Consider the following 18489-nt stretch of genomic DNA (forward strand, 5'->3'; position numbering starts at 1 on the left):
CTTTATTTTGTAATAATGATTTTTGAAATTGTAACACAAAAACCCTCCCTATGTATAAGATTTTATCATCAAGCTATCTTTTGCTATAATAACTGAAGTAAAAATACTAAATCTAATAAAAAGTGTTGTGGGTGCTATATTTTTTAACCAGTCTATTCATTTGCTCTTTGATTGTTTTGTGGTCTAAAAAATCCACGCTCTTTGTGGATAACGCCAACAAGATCCAGGGCTTCCATCACGCAAGAACCCCACGAGCTGGGGGGCTTGGGATCTTTCTTTCTTTCGTGTTGGCTTGTTTTTTTGAGCCTTTAGAGATGCCTTTTAAGGGATCTTTTGTTTTTTTGGGGCTATTATTAGTCTTTTTGAGCGGCTTTTTAGAAGACATTAACCTTTCGCTTAGCCCCAAAACGCGCCTTATTTTGCAAGGCATAGGGGTCGTTTGCATCATTTCATCAACGCCTTTAGTGGTGAGCGATTTTTCGCCTCTTTTTAGCCTACCTTATTTTATCGCTTTTTTATTCGCTATTTTTATGCTTGTAGGTATCAGTAACGCTATCAATATTATTGATGGGTTTAACGGGCTTGCGTCTGGGATTTGCACGATCACGCTTTTAATCGTCCATTACATAGAGCCTAATGGTCCATCGTGTTTGTTAGCTTACATGGTGCTTGGGTTTATGGTGTTAAATTTCCCTTTAGGAAAGATTTTTTTAGGTGATGGGGGGGCGTATTTTTTAGGGTTGGCGTGCGGAATTTCCCTCTTATATTTGAGTTTAGAGCAAAAAATCAGCGTGTTTTTTGGATTAAATTTAATGCTTTATCCAATCATAGAGGTGCTTTTTAGTATCCTTAGGCGCAAAATAAAACGCCAAAAAGCCACCATGCCAGATAATTTGCATTTGCACACCCTTTTATTCAAATTCTTGCAACGGCGCTCTTTGGGTTATCCTAATTCTTTATGCGCCTTTATCATCATTGTATGCAACCTGCCTTTTATCTTAACAAGCGTCTTATTCCGCTTGAATCCTTATGCACTCATTATTATTGGCCTAGTCTTTATCGCATGCTATTTAATGGGCTATTTTTATTTAAACAGGCAAGTTTGTGCCCTAGAAAAACGAGCATCTTAATGAAAAGGCTTAAAGGTCTTTTTTTGAGCTTGCTTTTATGCTTGTATCCTTTAGAGAGCAAGCCTTTGAGTAACGGAGCATATGTTTTAGAAGAAATTGGCGATGTGCTCAGGTTTTTGCCTATTTTTGTCGGCACGGTTAGTTTAGCGATGCGAGATTATAGGGGGTTAGGGGAGTTAGCGGTAGGCACTTTAGTCACTCAAGGGGTGATTTATGGCATTAAAGGAGCGCTCAGTTCCGCCCATAAGAATGGGGCTAGAGTGGATTTTGCCAAACGCCCATGCTGTAATTCTTGGAGAGGCATGCCAAGCGGACATGCTGGGGGAGCATTTAGTGCGGCTGGGTTTGTGTATTACCGCTATGGGTGGAAGCCGGCTCTTCCTGTGATCGCTCTTGCATTCCTTACGGATGTTAGCAGAGTAGTAGCCAAAAAGCACACGATCTTGCAAGTTACGATTGGCAGCCTTATTTCTTGGGGATTTGCTTATTTATTCACTTCACGCTATAAGCCTAAACAATGGATGCTCTATCCTGAAATTTCTAGCGATTTTAAGGGGAGAAACCGCTATGGGGTGAGCTTTTCTTATGAATGGTAAAGGGATAAAATGTTAAAAAAGTTATTGTTTATTGCACTATTTTTAGGGTTTTTAAGAGCGGAGGGCGAACATTATGAAATCATCGCTGAACTTTCAAAGGCTTTTTTAAAGGCTAAAGAGGCTTTTAGCGCAATCAATAAAACTTATAAAACCTGCATAAAGAGCGGGCATGATCGCACCCAAATACGCCTCCAAAACGCTTTTTTAGAAAATTTATCTCAAACAGAACAACAATTTGATGACTATTTTGAGAAAGATTTCAAAAGCGTAGGAGTTTTAAAAACCTTGCGTAAAGATCTCCAATCGTTAGAAAAAACTTCTAGCAAACTCGCATGCCTTACCCCAAAAAACGCTAAAAATTTTGAAATTTTAGACGGAGCGATAACGCAAATCATAGGTTTAGAAGGGCAAATGGATGGGTTTATTAATAACAATCCCAAATAAAACCCTTTTTTGCATGATTTTGCAAAACCCACTTATACAAACAAGTTTTAAATCCCTTAAGTTCATGTTTGATTGATGCAGGCTCTTGTTCTCATTAAACATAAAATTTTAATTTAACTCCAATGTCCTTTAGTTTTTAAAAAATAAATTTTAAGCTGTATTTTATAGCTTTAAATTTTATTTTGTTGCAAAACTCGTTTTCTTATAAAATACCAAACTCTATGCGTTACGCTATGACTTAATTATTTGCACACCAAACCAACCCTCCCCAAAACCAAACCAAAAAACTGAAACAACCCAACAACCCATCGCCACTAAAACAAATCATTGAGAGATCAAAACCAAACCTTAAACAATAAACTAAACAATAAAACAAGACATTAAGAGATTAAACAACCCAAAAAAAGTTAAAAACAAGAGAAATAAAAACACCACTATAACAAAGCATATAAAATAAAAAAATAAAACATTAAGAGGTTAAAAACAACCCAAAAACCAAAACCTTAAGCAACAAACCAAAATTAAAAATACAGAATAAACAATAAACTAAAACCACTAAGAGATTAAAAAACCAAAGAAATAAAAAATAAGCCATAAAAAATAAACCAAACAAGATAAAACAAGACAGAATTAAAAACATTTCCCTATCCCTGCACCGACCTACATTCCCACTCTTGAAAAGAGCAGTATCATCAGCGATGAAGAGCTTGACTTCCAGGTTCGGAATGGTTAGCTGGGTAGTTCCTCTTCTCTAAAGGCACAAGGAAAAGGGAGTTAAAGATAAACCGCATTTACCCTTAACTCCCCTTTCTTTATTAGGGAGCTGTTTCTAACCAAGAAGACATTAATAGCCTTTTATTTTAAAAAGGAATAGAGCGTGTCTTATCCCCACTTAAAACCAACTATAAAAGTCTTTTGTAAAACTCCAACTCTCTTACACTCAGTAAGGCAGTGGTAACTTATTGATGCTTCTTGTCGTTATATTATTCAAAAAGCAAAAAACAAGCCAAACGCTCTATTAGTAGTAGTCAGCTAAACGCATTACTGCGCTTACACATCTACCCTATCAAGCACATCGTCTTTGTGCGAGCTTCAGGGAAAGTTAATCTTGGAGTTGGCTTCCTGCTTAGATGCTTTCAGCAGTTATCGCATCTGTGTGTAGCTACCCAGCGATGCTCTTGGCAGAACAACTGGTACACCAGTGACACATCCATCCCGGTCCTCTCGTACTAGGGACAGCTCTCCTCAACTTTCCTACGCCCACGGCAGATAGGGACCGAACTGTCTCACGACGTTCTGAACCCAGCTCGCGTACCGCTTTAAATGGCGAACAGCCATACCCTTGGGACCTGCTCCAGCCCCAGGATGCGATGAGCCGACATCGAGGTGCCAAACCTCCCCGTCGATGTGAGCTCTTGGGGGAGATCAGCCTGTTATCCCCGGGGTACCTTTTATCCTTTGAGCGATGGCCCTTCCACACAGAACCACCGGATCACTATGACCGACTTTCGTCTCTGCTTGACTTGTATGTCTTACAGTCAGGCTGGCTTGTGCCATTACACTCAACTTGCGATTTCCAACCGCAATGAGCCAACCTTTGCAAGCCTCCGTTACTTTTTAGGAGGCGACCGCCCCAGTCAAACTACCCACCAAGCATTGTCCTGCCTGTGGATAACACAGGCCAGTTAGCTAACAGAAACATCAAGGGTGGTATCTCAAGGACGGCTCCATAAGAGCCAAAGCCCTTACTTCAAAGCCTCCCACCTATCCTGCGCATGATATTCCCATTAGCAGTGCTAAGCTGTAGTAAAGGTCCACGGGGTCTTTCCGTCTTGCCGCGGGTAGGAGGAATTTTCACCTCCACTACAATTTCACTGAATCTCTGGTTGAGACAGCTCCCATCTCGTTACGCCATTCATGCAGGTCGGTATTTAACCGACAAGGAATTTCGCTACCTTAGGACCGTTATAGTTACGGCCGCCGTTTACTCGGGCTTCAATTCAACGCTTCATCTTGCGACTGACGCATCCTCTTAACCTTCGAGCACCGGGCAGGCGTCACACCTTATACTTCCTCTTACGAGTTGGCAAAGTGCTGTGTTTTTGGTAAACAGTCGGGAGGGACTCTTTGCTGAGACCGCATTGCTGCGGCACACCTTATCGCGAACTTACGGTGCTAGTTTGCAGAGTTCCTTAACCAGAGTTCTTCCACGCGCCTTAGAATACTCATCTCATCTACCTGTGTCGGTTTGCGGTACGGACGACTATGGATATGCTTAGAGGCTTTTCTTGGCACGACGGTATCAGCGATTCTCCCTTTGTCCTAAAAGGACTCAAAGAGCCTGTTTGGGTTTCAAATACAGAGGTGGATTTGCCTTCCCTCCAATCTACGCCCTTAGACTAGCGCTTCCATCAGCTAGCTCGCTTAACCCTATGCGTCCCCCCATCACGCTCCACAGTCGGTATTGGAATATTAACCAATTTGCCATCACCTACCCCTTTCGGACTCGGCTTAGGACCCGACTAACCCTACGATGACGACCATCGCGTAGGAAACCTTAGATTTACGGCGGATACAATTCTCATATATCTTATCGTTACTCATTCCTGCATGCTCACTTCATGCCGCTCCAGCACTCCTTATCGGTATACCTTCAACGCTGGCATGAACGCTCTTCTACCACTGTGTCAAACACAATCTACAAATTCGGTGTCTATCTTAGCCCCGTTATATTTTCAGCGCATGACCACTAGACCAGTGAGCTGTTACGCTTTCTTTAAAGGATGGCTGCTTCTAAGCCAACCTCCTGGTTGTTTGAGTAGCCACACATCTTTTTCCACTCAGAATAGAACTTAGGGACCTTATTTGGTAGTCTGGGTTGTTCCCCTTTTGACGATTGATTTTATCACCCACCGCCTGACTCCCAAGATACGATAAAAGGTATTCGAAGTTTGATAGGGTTTGGTACCGCGGCGAGCAGCCCTAGCCCAATCAGTGCTCTACCCCCTTTTATTATCACTTGAGGCTATACCTAAATATATTTCGAAGAGAACCAGCTATCACTAAGTTTGTTTGGCCTTTCACCCCTATCCACAGCTCATCCCAACCCGTTTCAATGGGTACGAGTTCAGTCCTCCACGCGCTATTACACGCGTTTCAACTTGGCCATGGATAGATCACTTAGCTTCGGGTCTGCAGCATCTGACTAAACGCCCTATTCAGACTCGCTTTCGCTACGGCTTCGCATTCGCTTAACCTTGCCAGACACCACAACTCGCAGGATCATTATGCAAAAGGCAGTCCATCACCCTGATAAATCATAGGGCTCTGAATGATTGTAAGCAGATGGTTTCAGGTTCTATTTCACTCCGCTCACTGCGGTTCTTTTCACCTTTCCCTCACGGTACTTGTTCGCTATCGCTCAAAGAGTAGTATTTAGGGTTGGAGAGTGGTCTCCCCGGCTTCAACCTGGATTTCTCGTGTCCTGGCCTACTCTGGATACTGCTGCCTAAGAACGCCTTGTCGCATACAAGGCTATCACTTTCTATGGCTTACCTTTCCAGGTAACTCTGCTAAAGCGTTCTCTTGGATATTGCAGTCCTCAACCCCGAATGCAAGCACTCGGTTTGCCCTTTTCCCCATTCGCTCGCCACTACTTAGGGAATCTCGTTGATTTCTTTTCCTCTAGTTACTGAGATGTTTCACTTCACTAGGTTCGCTCTCTCTATTAGAGTAACTAATATCTCTATTAGTTGGGTTGCCCCATTCGGACATCTACGCATCAAAGCTCCTTGACAGCTCCGCATAGCTTATCGCAGTCTAGTACGTCCTTCATCGCCTCTCTTTGGCAAGGCATCCGCCATCTGCTCTTAAAAGCTTGTTTTAAATTTTAAAATATCCTTTAAAACCCGCCCTTTTATAATGAATAACGACAATTGCACCAATATTCTTTAGCGCTACCACTGCCTTAGTGAATGTAAGACAGAGTCATTGTAGTTTTACTTTACTTTTACATAGGCTATTAACAATATTAAATCAAACAACTCCGTTTTATTCAAAAACTCGCTATAATAAGTTCAAATTTTAAACCCTTTTTAACAAGAAGACTAAAAATGTTTAATCTCTAATCTCTTCTAACTTATCAAGTTATGAGCTTTTAGCTTTTTTAAGCTTTTTGGCTTGTAACAACTTGTTTGGTTGTTTGAATTGAAGAACTTTTTAAAGCTCGTTCTTTAAAAACGAAATGTAATTATAGACATACGATGCTTAAAGTTTGCTTAAAGTTTGAGAGAAATTTGATAAAAGTTATTTGAAATTATTTGAATAAGGGGCTAAAAAATAAGGTTTGTTGGGTTGGATAGAATAATAAGAGTAGCGTTTTATGGGGTTAGGGCGTTTTAAATAGTAATGTTTTAATCCCACTACCATTGAGGGACAATAGGCTTTTATCCATCCGTATATTTGTCAATGTTAGCGTTTATTGTTCCCATTTCTTTATTACCCTCGCCACTCATTTTGGCTTCTCATTAAGCGTTCCATTGTCTGCTATGATGCCCACGGCAATACCATCTAGCGTTAGTAATGCTTCCCAAAGCTTCGTCTAATTCCTTTCTTGCTTGCGGATCTAGTAAATCTTGACTTTGCAGCGCCTTAAAGGCTTGTCCGTTGAGCATTCTTAAATTGCGGTTAATATTGGCTGATGGAGCGCTAAATCTACTACCTTGCGATTCGCATTGATCAACCCAATCATAAACACTTCTTCTAACAGTTTCTGTCTCTTGAGCAATTTCTTCTTGCTTTTTGACTGAATCTTGCATTGCTTACGCCATTTCCTCTAACGCACTAGCGATTCTTTCTAAATGATCCCCAGGCATTTTTGCTCCTTTTAACTTTATTAACCCCGCATGCAAAAAACGATATGGGGTTGAAAAAATTAAAAACATTAAACAATTTGAATATTGAGAATAAAAGATTGGGATCTTATAAGAGAAAGCAAATTTTTAAAAATGCATTTCATTGTTTCACGCTCCTTAATTCTTTAACAACTCATTTTAGCCAAAAAGTTAATGCATATTTAACAGCATATTATTTCGCACCCAAAAGGCGTTTTTCTTTAAAGTCTTGGTATTCTTTGATCGCATAATTCACAAAGGGTTTGATCGCAATCCCTCCCCTAGAGACAAAATCCCCATACACTTCCAAATACTTTGGCTCTAACAATCCCACTAAATCCAGTAAAATCGTATTGATACAACTTTCATGAAAACTCCCATGGTTTCTATAACTGAATAAATAGAGTTTTAAAGACTTGCTTTCTACCATTTTATCTTTAGGGATATAGCGGATATAAACAACGCCAAAATCCGGTTGGGAAGTGATAGGGCAAAGGCTTGTAAATTCCTTGCATTCTAAAGTGATTAAGGGGTCTAAATTGGGGTTTGGGTTAGGGAAAGCTTCCAACAAATCTTTATTGTATTCAAAAATATAGGGCGTTTTAGCGCCTAATAATTTAAGGTTTAATTCAGAACTCATGAATATTCCTTGATTTAAGTTATAATAAGGCTATTTTAACCCATTTTTTAGGAAACTCAATGAACAAACGCATAGAGATTATTACGGCTTTATTGGATGAAAAAAAGGCTTTTGATATTACGCATATTGATTTGTCTAAAACCCCCTATTTGGTAGAAGATGTCATTATCGCCACCACTCTAGCGAGTAAGCATGCCCTTTCTTTATTAGATGCACTAAAAAACACCCTTAAGTCTTTAGGTGAAGTCTTTTACCAAATAGATGAATCCAATGAAGAGTGGATCATTTTAGATTTAGGGGATTTGATGATCCATCTTTTCACAGAAGAATGCCGTAAAAAATTTGATTTAGAAGGGTTTTTAAACGCTTATAAAAGGGAGCTTACTTATCAAAACGCCTAAGAAACTTATCGCGCTTCTAGGGCCTAGCGGGAGCGGGAAAAGCGCTCTTTCTATTGAACTAGCCCAAACATTAGACGCAGAAATCTTTTCTTTGGACTCTTTGAGTATTTATAAAGATATTAATATCGCTTCGGCTAAACCCAGCCTAAAAGAGCGAAAAAATATCAAACATTACGCCCTAGACTGCCTTAACATTGATGAAAAAAATAACGCCCCCCTTTTTAAAACCCTTTTAGAAGACGCCATGAAAGTATCCCAAAAAGAGATTTTACTCATTGTGGGGGGGAGCAGTTTTTACCTCAAATCCATTTTAGAAGGTTTGAGCAGCATGCCAAAACTTAATAACGATCAAATTTTAAAAATAGAGCGAGAAATTGCCACCCTGACTAACCCTTACGCCTTTTTAAAATCCATTGACCCTAACATGGCTTTTAAAATTCATTCAAACGACACTTACCGCATTCATAAGGCTTTAGAAATCTTTTATGCCACCCATACGCCCCCAAGCGAGTATTTTAAAAAAAATCCCAAAAAGCCCTTTGAGCATGCCATAACGCTATTCGCTCTTTGTATTGAAAAAACCGTACTCCATAACCGCATCAAACAGCGCACTAAAAACATGCTTGATTGCGGTCTTATTGAAGAAATCAAAGCCCTTTATACCCAATACCCTAAAGATTCACAGCCTTTTAAAGCCATAGGCGTTAAAGAGAGCATTCTTTATTTAGAAAAACAGCTCACTTTAAAAGAATTAGAAGAAGCGATTGTCTCTAACACCATAAAATTAGCCAAGCGGCAAAACACTTTCAATAAAACCCAATTCAACAACCTTTATGTGGGGAGCGTTGAAGAAGTTAGGCATGCGATTTTAAAGCGCTCAAAAAGCGGTATTAAAGAATAGCCCATGAACACGCAAATCTCACCCAATCAAGTTATCCCTATTTTTATGAGTTTTGATAAAAATTACGCGCTAGGGGCAGGTGTGAGCCTTTATTCTTTACTCGCTCATGCGAGCAAGCACACAAGCGCTATAGATTTTAGCCCTCTCAATCAAAGCAACAAACTTTTACCCGCTAACATCGTATACAAAATCCATTGTTTGATTAAAGGGGTAACTTTAGAGCAACAAAACAAGCTTTTAAAAACCATTGAGCCTTTTAAAGAATTCGCTTCATTAGAGTTTATAGATAGTGATTTGTTAGACAATTCCATAGAAAGCTATCTTAATGAGTCTTGCTCCAAGCGTTATGGTGGGCTTCTCATTTTATGCCGGCTTTTGCTCGCTTCGCTATTTTCTAATTATTCTAAAATCATTTCCATAGATGTGGATACGGTGTTTTTAGGCGATATTGCAAGCGCTTATTTTGCGCTGGATAATGAGCCCACTAAACTACTTGGCATGGTTAGAGACACTTTTTCTCATCTTTCTTTTGAAACCTTTTGCAATTTTATCAAACGCACTTGTAAGAATTTTAAAATTGATTTTTCGCATTTTAGTTCCAACGAATTGAAACGCATCCACCAAGGCTTTAACATGGGCTTTTTGGTGGCGAATTTAGATTTATGGCGCCAAGAGGGGTTTGAAAAAATCGCTTTAGAGTTTTTAAAAAATAGAGGAAAAGATCTTTTCTACTCTGAACAATGCTTAGTGAATATGGTGTTTTTGGAGCGCATTTTAGAATTGCCCATCCATTATAATTGCTATTCTGACCTTTTCAATCAACACTACCATAAAAATATCGTCATGCTCCATTTCATCAAATACAAGCCTTGGCATTCTGTCAGTTCTTTAAACGGGCGTTTGATCTGCTATGAAACTGCAGCGAGTTTTTGGCTCGCAAACCTTTTTTGCACCCCTTTTAAAAACGATTTCCTAAAAGAACGCCTTGAAATGACTAAAGACAAACAAATGCAATCTTTTAAAACCCACATAAGATCGCGGACGGTTAGAGATTATTTTTATTATAGAATAAAAAATATTTTGAAAAAAGTTTTCAAATTCTCTTAAAGGACATTTTCATGGAAAAACCATTGAAGTTTTTAAAATTCTTTGCAAAGAGCGTGGCGTTAGATGAAAAATTTTTAATGTTTCTTGTATGCAACGCTCTAGCTAACGCTTACAGGAATAACGATTTGTTTTCTTTCTCTAAAGGCTTTTTAGGCGCTTTTTTAATCGGGTTTGTGGTGTATTATTTTTGTGCACTGATCCCTAAAAAACGCTTGAGATATTCATTAGAGTGGCTGTTTATAGGGAGCAATATCGCTCTTAGCGTGGCAGAAATTTTTATGCTATTCATGTTTAAAATGCCTTTTTCAAAAGGCTTGATTGACACGCTTTTAGCCACAAATGGCTCTGAAACGATGGCGTTTATAAAAAGCTATAAAAACTATTTGCTTTACTACGCCTTTATTTTGATCGCTTTGTTGATCGCCATTAAAATGATTCGTTTTAGAGCGCTTGTGCCTGGTGTGATAGCGAGCGTTTTAGGAGTTTCTATCCTTATGATAGGGAGCGTTCGTAACCTTAAGCCCCTTACAAACAACGACACCATTTTAAAAAAATCATTGTTTTCCCTTTCCTTAACCAAGGGGCTTTATTCCACCTATTTAAGCTTATTTGATCGCCAACGAGCCATAAAGCTTTATAGCGCTTTAAAGAACCTTTATTTACCAAGCGGCTATCTTTCTAGCATGGGCGATGTCCCAAATGTTGTCTTAGTCATCGGCGAAAGTGCAAGCAGAAATTTTATGCAACTCTATAGGTATAGCGTTCCTAATAACCCGTTATTGAGCCAACTCGCTAACGAGAGAGAGAGAGAGAGAGTAGCCTATTCGTCTTTTCTGATGTCATAAGCAAAGAAGCCCATACTTCTCCTACCTTTGAGAGTTTGCTCAATTATAGCGACGCTGAAACAACCAAGCCTTGGTATCAATACCACAACATGATAGATATTTTCAAGCGATCCCATTATGAAACTTTTTGGCTAGAAAAACAATACATTGATCGATGGTCAGTCGTACAAGATCTAGTCTCTGAACGCTCTAAAAACCGCCACTATATCCTAGAAGGCTATGGTCCATACGATGAAGAGCTTGTAAAATTTTATTCTAAAAATATCCAACCCCAATTAAAAAGCAAGAATTTTATCGTGTTCCATTTGCATGGCTCACACGATTGGTATGCCGATCGCTTCCCCCAAAGCTTTGCCAAATTCAAAACAAGCGATTTGTCTTTTTCTGATTTGCATGTGAGTAATGACAGAGACAAGCAAATCGTTGTTGATTATGTCAATTCGCTTTATTATAACGACGCCATTTTGAATCAAATTTTTAACCTTTTTAAAGATAAAGACGCTATTGTGTTTTATTTGAGCGACCATGCACAAGATATTTTTGAAAGCGGTCCTGCTTATGGGCATAGGTGTTCTAAAGCGGGCGTAGAAATCCCTTTTATGATTTATGTGAGTGGCATTTTCAAAGAAAAACACCCCGAGAAAGTAAAGTTGATAAAAAACGCCCTCAACAAACCTTTCATGAGCGATGATTTAATCCATTCTCTTTTGCCTTTAGTGGGCATCCACACTAAAGACGCGATAGAGAGTAAAAACCTTTTTAGCCCCAAGTTTGACACCCACAGAAAAAGGCTTTCTTGTAATCACATGGATTATGATAAAGCTGAAAAATAAAAGCTTCATTGAACCGGATTTTTGTATCCGTCCCCATAAAACTGGATACAAATTTTTCTTGTTATTGCGTTTGAATAGCCAATTTAGAGCCCATTTATCTATTTCTTGTAAAATACGACTTCATTTTTAATTTGAAGCAAGCGATGATTAGTCTCATAGAAAAAGCCCCTTACATTCCCTACCCCCTAGCTCTTTATGAAAAATTAGAGCGCCAACACACCTTGCTTTTTGAAAGCGCTGAGATTGAAAGCAAAGCGCACACTAAATCCCTGTTAATGGCTAAAGCTTGTTTGAAGCTAATTTGCAATCACAATATCGTAACTATCACTGGCTTGACGGCTAATGGCGGAGCGTTTTTGCAAAAATTGAGCGCGTTTTTTAAAACGCCCACAAAAGACAATACCCTAACTTTAACTTACACGCAAGACAAAAAAGCCAAAGATGAGTTTTCTAAACTCTTTGAGCCTAGCCCTTTTGACGCTTTAAGGGGGCTTTTTAAAAGCGTTAAAACAAACCCCAAACACCCCTTTACGCTTTTAAGCGCGGGCGTGTTTTCTTTTGAAATGCTCAATTTCTTTGAAGATTTACCCCATTTAAAAGCAAAAGACAACACAGCGCATGATTTTATTTTTTTCGTCGCGCAAAATTTGATCATTATCGATCACAAAGAAAAAAGCGCTGAAATTTTGGGGGCGTGTTTTGATGAGCGCTTTAAAACAGAGATAGCTAAAGAATTACAAGATTTAAAAGAGTTGGCTAAAAACATTAAAAGCGACTTTATCCCTAAAAAATCTGAGCAAAGCACAGAAGTTAGTGTTAGTTGCGGCGATAGCGAGTTTGAAAAAAAAGTGTTATCCTTACAAGAAGAAATTAAAAAGGGCGAGATTTTTCAAGCGGTATTATCGCGCAGTTTTTACATGGAGTGCTTGGAGGGTTTGAGCGCGTATTATCATTTAAAGCTAACTAACCCTAGCCCTTATATGTTTTATATCAAAGATAGCGATTTTATTCTTTTTGGGGCAAGCCCTGAGAGCGCCTTGAAGTACAACGCTTTAACGAATATGGCTGAAATTTACCCCATTGCTGGCACTCGTTTGAGGGGTAAGGATAAAGAAGGGAATATTGATTACGATTTAGATAGTAAAATGGAATTTGATTTGCAACACGACTTTAAAGAAAGGGCTGAACACATCATGCTAGTGGATTTAGCCAGAAACGACATGGCCAGAGTTTCAAAAAAGCGCTATTGCGATAAGCTTTTAAAAGTGGATAAATATTCTAATGTCATGCATTTAGTTTCAAGGGTTGTGGGGGAATTGAAAAAAGGGTGCGATAGTTTGCATGCTTATAGGAGTTTTATGAACGCCGGTACGCTTAGCGGGGCGCCTAAAATCTCTGCAATTAAACTCATTTACCAATTAGAAAATCAAAGAAGAGGCTCTTATGGAGGGAGTGTGGGTTATCTGAATAGCGAAGGGTCTATGGATTCTTGTATCACTATCCGTTCATGTTTTGTCAAAAACAATCAAGCTGTGATCCAAGCAGGAGCTGGCATCGTTTTAGATAGCGTGCCACAAAATGAAGCGGATGAAACAAAAGCCAAAGCTAAAGCCCTTATTGATGCGATCAGGAAAACAAGCTTATGAAAATCTTTTTTATAGATAATTTTGATTCTTTCTCTTATAACTTGGTGTATGAATTGGAGTGCTTGGGTTATGAAGTGGCTGTTTATCAAAACGATATTGAGCCTAGCTATCTCATGGATTTAATGCTTAAAGAATCAACAACGCCCTTATTGTTTATTTCGCCTGGGCCTGGTAACCCTAATAGTTCGGGTAATCTTTTAGAAATCATTGCAATGGCTAAAAAGAAATTCCCCATTTTAGGGGTTTGTTTGGGGTTGCAAGCTTTAGCGCAAAGCTATGGAGCCAAAATCATAAGGAGTAAAGAGATCGTGCATGGCAAAGCAACGACAATCGCGCTCAAAAAGCATGCCGTTTTTAAAGGCTTAGGGGAGAGCATGGTGGTGGGGCGTTACCATTCTTTAATGGCGAGCGGATTGCCTAAAAATTTAGAAGTGATCGCAGAACATGAAAATATCCCTATGGCTATTGTTGATGAAAAGGATAGAATCTTAGCCTATCAATTCCACCCTGAAAGCATCATGACTTTACAAGGGAGGGCGTTACTGGAACAAAGCGTGGGGTTTTTAAAAGGGCTATCATCATGAAAGGGATTTTAAACGCCTTGTACCATCAAAAAGACTTGAATGATGAAGAAGTCAAAAGATTATTCACTTTTATTATTAACGAAGAAGTAAGCCCCACGCAACTTGGGGCGATTTTGTGTGCTTTAAAGATTAAGGGCGAGAGCTTGAGTGAGATTAGCGCCGCTGCAACCACGCTTTTAGAGCATGCCCCTAAACCTTTTAAGAGCGGATTGGATTTAATAGACAATTGCGGCACGGGGGGTGATGGGCTAAAAACGATTAATATTAGCACTATTGCTGCACTCATTGCCAGCTCTATGGGATTACCGATGGCTAAACATGGATCAAGAAGCGTGTCCAGTCATAGCGGGAGCGCGGATTTATTGGAAAATCTAGGCGTGAATATTGAAATGAATCGCGCGCAATTAGAAAATTGCCTCAAAGAATCGCATTTTGGGTTTTTATTCGCGCCTTTATACCACCAAAGTTTTAAAAAATCTGCCCCTTTAAGAAAAGAGCTTTTCACTAAAACGATTTTTAATTGTTTAGGGCCTTTAATCAACCCTTTAAGACCCACAATCCAGCTTTTAGGCGTGTATGATGAATCCTTGTGCAAGACTATGGCGCTAGCATTAAAGGCTTTAGGCGTTAAAAGGGCGATGGTGGTTAATGGAGGAGGGACAGATGAAATCGTGTTGCATGCTATTACGCATGCGTGTGAATTAAAAAATAACGAGATTTTAGAGTATGACTTGAGCGCTAAAGATTTTAATTTACCCCCCTATGATTTGAAAGAATTACAGATTGAAAGCGTGCAAGAAAGCGTTCAAGCGTGTTTGGATATTTTAGAAAATAAGGGCAAGGATTCGCACACGATGGTGGTTGTGGCGAATGTGGCGAGTTTGTTGTATTTGAGTAATAGAGCTAAAGATTTAAAAGAGGGCGTGAGCATGACTTTAGAGCATTTAAAAACCAAAGCGCCTTATACGCATTTACAAAAAATCATAAGATTAAGCCATGCCTAGCGTGTTAGAGAATATCCTTAAAGACAAACTCTTAGAAGTCTCTGCACTTAAAAAAAATTACACCTTGCCCGCAAACATAAGCCCAAGCGATAGGGATTTTAAAAAAGCGTTATTGGAAAAAAAAACAAGCTTTATTTTAGAGTGTAAAAAAGCATCGCCCTCTAAAGGCTTGATCAGAAAAGATTTTGATTTACTAAAAATAGCGAAGGTTTATGAAAAATTTGCCTCTTGCATTTCGGTTTTAGCCGACGCCAAGCATTTTTTAGGATCTTATGAAAACATTAAGATTGTCTCAAAGCATTCCACCAAGCCTATTTTATGCAAAGACTTTATCATTGATAGTTTCCAGATCAAACTCGCTAGGGTTATGGGGGCTAATGCGGTGCTTTTAATGTTAAGCGTGCTAGATGACAAAAACTATTTAGAGCTTTTTGAACTCGCCAAGTCCTTAAAAATGAGCGTGTTGAGTGAAGTTTCCAACAAGCAAGAAATCCAGCGCTTACTCAAACTTAAATACGACATTATAGGCATTAACAATAGGGATTTACACACCTTAAAAACCGATATGTTTCACACGCTAGAATTACGCCCCTTATTGCCTAAAGACACGCTCATCATCAGTGAGTCCGGTATCCATTCGCATGCACAAATCAAAGCCCTAGCCCCTTATGTGAATGGCTTTTTAGTGGGAAGCTCTTTAATGAAAGAAAAGGATTTGAAAAAAGCGTGCATTAAATTGATTTTAGGCGAAAATAAAGTGTGCGGGCTTACAAGAATCAAAGACGCTAAAGCCGTCTATAAAAACCATTTTATTTATGGGGGTTTGATTTTTGAAAAATCTTCGCCCAGATACATTAAACCCAAAGAAGCCCTAAAAATCACAAAAGCGGTTAAAAAATTGGATTTTGTGGGCGTGTTTGTGAAAAATAAAATTAAAAAAATCGTAAAAATCGCTCAAAAGCTTGATTTAAAAGCGGTGCAGCTTTATAACTATTCGCCTAAAAAAATCGCTCAATTAAAAAAATCGCTCCCTAAAACTTGTGCAATCTGGCAAGTAGTGAGCGTCGCGGATTCTAAAGATTTAGCCCCTAAAACTGAAGAAGCCTCTTTAATCTTATACGACACTAAAGGGGATAAATATGGAGGCAATGGCGTGAGTTTTGATTGGGATATTTTAGACCATGTCAAAACGCCTTTCATGCTAGCCGGTGGGCTTGATTTGGATAACGCTCAAAAAGCCTTAAAGGTCAAAGCGTTGGGTCTGGATTTTAATTCAGGTTTGGAAATAAGCCCTGGTATTAAAAATAAGGATAAAATCAAGCGGTTAGCCCGAATTTTAAGAGAGTATTAAAATGAATAAAAAAGCGTATTTTGGGGAGTTTGGGGGGAGTTTTGTTTCAGAATTGTTAGTGCCTGCGTTAAGAGAGTTAGAACAAGCGTTTGATGCTTGTTTAAAAGATGATAAATTCCAACAAGAGTATTTCCATCTTTTAAAGGATTTTGTGGGCCGCCCTAGCCCTTTAACTTTGTGTCAAAATATCATTTCTAACCCTAAAGTTAGGCTTTATCTGAAACGAGAGGATTTAATCCATGGCGGAGCGCATAAGACGAACCAAGCGTTAGGGCAAGCCCTTTTGGCTAAAAAAATGGGTAAAACCAGGATCATTGCTGAAACAGGCGCTGGGCAGCATGGCGTTGCAACGGCTATCGCTTGTGCATTGTTAAATTTAAAATGCGTGATTTTTATGGGAGGCAAAGACATCAAGCGCCAAGAAATGAACGTTTTCAGAATGCGTTTGTTGGGCGCTGAAATCAGAGAAGTCAATTCAGGGAGCGCGACACTTAAAGACGCTGTGAATGAGACCTTAAGAGATTGGGCGAGCAGCTACAAAGACACGCACTATTTGCTGGGCACAGCCGCTGGGCCGCACCCTTACCCTACAATGGTCAAAACCTTTCAAAAAATGATAGGCGATGAGGCCAAACAACAAATTCTAGAAAAAGAAAACCGCTTGCCTGATTATGTTATCGCATGCGTTGGAGGGGGGTCTAACGCCATAGGGATATTCAGCGCGTTTTTAAACGATAAAGAGGTCAAACTCATAGGCGTAGAGCCGGCAGGCTTGGGGCTAGAAACTAATAAGCATGGAGCAACTTTGAATAAGGGGCGAGTGGGGATTTTGCATGGGAATAAAACCTATCTTTTGCAAGATGATGAAGGCCAAATTATAGAAAGTCATAGCATAAGCGCTGGGCTTGATTATCCAGGAGTAGGGCCAGAGCACAGCTTTTTAAAAGAAAGCGGGCGCGCGATTTATGAAAGTGCAAGCGATATTGAAGCGCTAGAAGCCTTTAGTTTATTATGCCAAAAAGAAGGCATTATCCCAGCCTTAGAAAGCTCACACGCCTTAGCGTATGCTTTAAAACTCGCTCAAAAATGCACACAAGAAAGCATTATTGTAGTGAATCTGAGCGGCAGGGGGGATAAAGATTTAAATACCGTTTATAGCGCTTTAAAAGGGGATTTAAAATGAGGTATAAAACCATGTTTGAAACTTTGAAAAAACAAGAAAAAATGGCGTTTATCCCGTTTGTAACCTTGGGCGATCCTGATTATGAACTGAGTTTTGAAATCATTAAAACTTTAATTGCTAGCGGTGTGAGCGCTTTAGAGTTAGGTTTTGCTTTCTCAGATCCTGTAGCTGATGGCATCACTATACAAGCGAGCCATTTAAGGGCGTTAAAACACGCTTCTATGGCTAAAAATTTCCAACTTTTAAAAAAAATTAGAGATTATGATTCTCATATTCCCATAGGGCTTTTAGCGTATGCGAATTTAATTTTTTCTTATGGCGTTGATAGTTTTTACGCTCAAGCTAAAGAATGCGGTACAGATAGCGTTTTAATAGCGGATATGCCCCTGATAGAAAAAGAATTAGTCATCAAATCCGCTCAAAAACACCAAATTAAACAAATCTTTATCGCTAGCCCTAATGCGAGCGTTAAGGATTTAGAACAAGTAGCCCTAAATTCGCAAGGCTATATTTACACTTTAGCCAGGAGTGGGGTTACTGGGGCAAGTCATGCTTTAGAAAATGATGCGAGCGCTGTTATTAAAACCTTAAAAACTTTTAGCCCTATCCCTGCATTACTGGGCTTTGGAATCTCTAAAAAAGAACACATCAAAAACGCTAAAGGCATGGGGGCTGATGGCGTGATTTGCGGCTCAGCGTTAGTCAAAATCATAGAAGAAAATTTGAATAATGAAAACGCCATGCTAGAAAAAATTAAGGGGTTTATAGAAGAAATGGTTTTTTGAAAGGCTTTTTAAAGCTTTTATCGCACCAAAAGGTTAACAATCATCAAAGTTTTTTACCCCATGCGCGTTATGGCGATTGTTAGTGCAGAAGATACTGCCCAATAAGCCTAACAAATCATTAAAGGTAGCCTTGAAATATGGTTGGCA

General features: G+C 39.3%; 16 protein-coding genes and 2 rRNA genes. 14 read left to right on the top strand and 4 right to left on the bottom strand.

Translation table 11 applies throughout. From position 1 onward, the window contains the following. Positions 1-122 precede the first annotated feature (122 nt). Genes wecA through DYI00_RS06505 form a run of 3 tightly spaced genes read left to right on the top strand, consistent with a single transcriptional unit; the run spans position 123 to position 2170 of the window. Positions 123-1130: an undecaprenylphosphate N-acetylglucosaminyl transferase WecA gene (gene wecA / locus DYI00_RS06495; RefSeq protein ID WP_011577016.1), complete on the top strand. Its 1008-nt coding sequence runs from the start codon at positions 123-125 to the stop codon at positions 1128-1130. Then, positions 1130-1726, top strand: a complete 597-nt coding sequence (locus tag DYI00_RS06500) for a phosphatase PAP2 family protein (RefSeq protein ID WP_041600150.1) — start codon at positions 1130-1132, stop codon at positions 1724-1726. Before wecA ends, DYI00_RS06500 begins: the two co-directional genes overlap by 1 nt. A gap of 9 nt (positions 1727-1735) precedes the next feature. Beyond that, positions 1736-2170 carry a hypothetical protein gene (locus DYI00_RS06505; protein WP_011577015.1) on the top strand — a complete coding sequence of 145 codons (435 nt, stop codon included), beginning with the start codon at positions 1736-1738 and terminating at the stop codon, positions 2168-2170. A 647-nt stretch (positions 2171-2817) separates the two neighbouring features. Here DYI00_RS06505 and rrf read toward each other — a convergent pair. The 4 genes from rrf to queF all read right to left on the bottom strand — a co-directional run bounded on the left by rrf (position 2818) and on the right by queF (position 7702). Then, a 5S ribosomal RNA gene (gene rrf / locus DYI00_RS06510) occupies positions 2818-2935 on the bottom strand. Between the two features lie 232 nt (positions 2936-3167). Next, positions 3168-6053, bottom strand: a 23S ribosomal RNA gene (locus tag DYI00_RS06515). 643 nt (positions 6054-6696) lie between these two features. Continuing rightward, complete coding sequence (locus DYI00_RS06520; protein WP_041600149.1) at positions 6697-6987, bottom strand: hypothetical protein; 291 nt, start codon at positions 6985-6987, stop codon at positions 6697-6699. Positions 6988-7255: 268 nt separating this feature from the next. Then, positions 7256-7702, bottom strand: a complete 447-nt coding sequence (queF, locus tag DYI00_RS06525; protein ID WP_104709339.1) for a preQ(1) synthase — start codon at positions 7700-7702, stop codon at positions 7256-7258. Positions 7703-7761: 59 nt separating this feature from the next. On the opposite strand from queF, the gene rsfS reads away from it, so the two are divergent. The 11 genes from rsfS (at position 7762) to trpA (ending at position 18342) form a co-directional block, all read left to right on the top strand. Continuing rightward, positions 7762-8103, top strand: coding sequence for a ribosome silencing factor (gene rsfS, locus DYI00_RS06530; protein ID WP_104687302.1), 342 nt, complete (start codon positions 7762-7764; stop codon positions 8101-8103). Positions 8104-8110: 7 nt separating this feature from the next. After that, positions 8111-9004 carry a tRNA (adenosine(37)-N6)-dimethylallyltransferase MiaA gene (miaA, locus tag DYI00_RS06535; RefSeq protein WP_081430785.1) on the top strand — a complete coding sequence of 298 codons (894 nt, stop codon included), beginning with the start codon at positions 8111-8113 and terminating at the stop codon, positions 9002-9004. Between the two features lie 3 nt (positions 9005-9007). Continuing rightward, on the top strand, positions 9008-10111 hold the full coding sequence (locus tag DYI00_RS06540; RefSeq protein ID WP_104709340.1) for a glycosyltransferase family 8 protein: 1104 nt from the start codon (positions 9008-9010) through the stop codon (positions 10109-10111). A gap of 11 nt (positions 10112-10122) precedes the next feature. Further along, positions 10123-10956 (top strand): sulfatase-like hydrolase/transferase, encoded by an 834-nt coding sequence (locus tag DYI00_RS08585; protein WP_256594188.1) that lies wholly within the window; start codon positions 10123-10125, stop codon positions 10954-10956. Beyond that, the gene (locus tag DYI00_RS08590) at positions 10953-11789 is read left to right on the top strand and encodes a phosphoethanolamine transferase (protein WP_233755686.1); all 837 of its coding nucleotides are present in this window, start codon (positions 10953-10955) and stop codon (positions 11787-11789) included. The genes DYI00_RS08585 and DYI00_RS08590 overlap by 4 nt, the downstream gene beginning before the upstream one ends. A gap of 143 nt (positions 11790-11932) precedes the next feature. Next, positions 11933-13435 carry an anthranilate synthase component I gene (gene trpE / locus DYI00_RS06550; RefSeq protein ID WP_104709351.1) on the top strand — a complete coding sequence of 501 codons (1503 nt, stop codon included), beginning with the start codon at positions 11933-11935 and terminating at the stop codon, positions 13433-13435. Further along, a complete protein-coding gene (locus tag DYI00_RS06555; protein ID WP_011577007.1) occupies positions 13432-14019 on the top strand; it encodes an aminodeoxychorismate/anthranilate synthase component II in 588 nt (195 codons plus the stop codon). The genes trpE and DYI00_RS06555 overlap by 4 nt, the downstream gene beginning before the upstream one ends. Next, entirely contained in the window at positions 14016-15023 is a 1008-nt protein-coding gene (gene trpD / locus DYI00_RS06560) for an anthranilate phosphoribosyltransferase (RefSeq protein ID WP_104709343.1), read from the top strand. Before DYI00_RS06555 ends, trpD begins: the two co-directional genes overlap by 4 nt. Continuing rightward, positions 15016-16374 (top strand): bifunctional indole-3-glycerol-phosphate synthase TrpC/phosphoribosylanthranilate isomerase TrpF, encoded by a 1359-nt coding sequence (gene trpCF / locus DYI00_RS06565; RefSeq protein WP_011577005.1) that lies wholly within the window; start codon positions 15016-15018, stop codon positions 16372-16374. Before trpD ends, trpCF begins: the two co-directional genes overlap by 8 nt. Position 16375: 1 nt before the next feature. Next, positions 16376-17557, top strand: coding sequence for a tryptophan synthase subunit beta (trpB, locus tag DYI00_RS06570; RefSeq protein ID WP_011577004.1), 1182 nt, complete (start codon positions 16376-16378; stop codon positions 17555-17557). Beyond that, a complete protein-coding gene (gene trpA / locus DYI00_RS06575) occupies positions 17554-18342 on the top strand; it encodes a tryptophan synthase subunit alpha (protein WP_041600146.1) in 789 nt (262 codons plus the stop codon). Before trpB ends, trpA begins: the two co-directional genes overlap by 4 nt. Positions 18343-18489 lie beyond the last annotated feature (147 nt).

Source organism: Helicobacter acinonychis, assembly GCF_900461455.1.
GTDB lineage: Bacteria > Campylobacterota > Campylobacteria > Campylobacterales > Helicobacteraceae > Helicobacter > Helicobacter acinonychis.

Excerpts from the sequence above, each read along its gene's own strand:
- DYI00_RS06500 (WP_041600150.1), top strand. The coding sequence starts at position 1,130 with ATGAAAAGGCTTAAAGGTCTTTTTTTGAGCTTGCTTTTATGCTTGTAT.
- DYI00_RS06505 (WP_011577015.1), top strand. The coding sequence starts at position 1,736 with ATGTTAAAAAAGTTATTGTTTATTGCACTATTTTTAGGGTTTTTAAGA.
- DYI00_RS06520 (WP_041600149.1), bottom strand. The coding sequence starts at position 6,987 with ATGCAAGATTCAGTCAAAAAGCAAGAAGAAATTGCTCAAGAGACAGAA.
- queF (WP_104709339.1), bottom strand. The coding sequence starts at position 7,702 with ATGAGTTCTGAATTAAACCTTAAATTATTAGGCGCTAAAACGCCCTAT.
- rsfS (WP_104687302.1), top strand. The coding sequence starts at position 7,762 with ATGAACAAACGCATAGAGATTATTACGGCTTTATTGGATGAAAAAAAG.
- DYI00_RS06540 (WP_104709340.1), top strand. The coding sequence starts at position 9,008 with ATGAACACGCAAATCTCACCCAATCAAGTTATCCCTATTTTTATGAGT.
- DYI00_RS08585 (WP_256594188.1), top strand. The coding sequence starts at position 10,123 with ATGGAAAAACCATTGAAGTTTTTAAAATTCTTTGCAAAGAGCGTGGCG.
- trpE (WP_104709351.1), top strand. The coding sequence starts at position 11,933 with ATGATTAGTCTCATAGAAAAAGCCCCTTACATTCCCTACCCCCTAGCT.
- DYI00_RS06555 (WP_011577007.1), top strand. The coding sequence starts at position 13,432 with ATGAAAATCTTTTTTATAGATAATTTTGATTCTTTCTCTTATAACTTG.
- trpD (WP_104709343.1), top strand. The coding sequence starts at position 14,016 with ATGAAAGGGATTTTAAACGCCTTGTACCATCAAAAAGACTTGAATGAT.
- trpCF (WP_011577005.1), top strand. The coding sequence starts at position 15,016 with ATGCCTAGCGTGTTAGAGAATATCCTTAAAGACAAACTCTTAGAAGTC.
- trpB (WP_011577004.1), top strand. The coding sequence starts at position 16,376 with ATGAATAAAAAAGCGTATTTTGGGGAGTTTGGGGGGAGTTTTGTTTCA.
- trpA (WP_041600146.1), top strand. The coding sequence starts at position 17,554 with ATGAGGTATAAAACCATGTTTGAAACTTTGAAAAAACAAGAAAAAATG.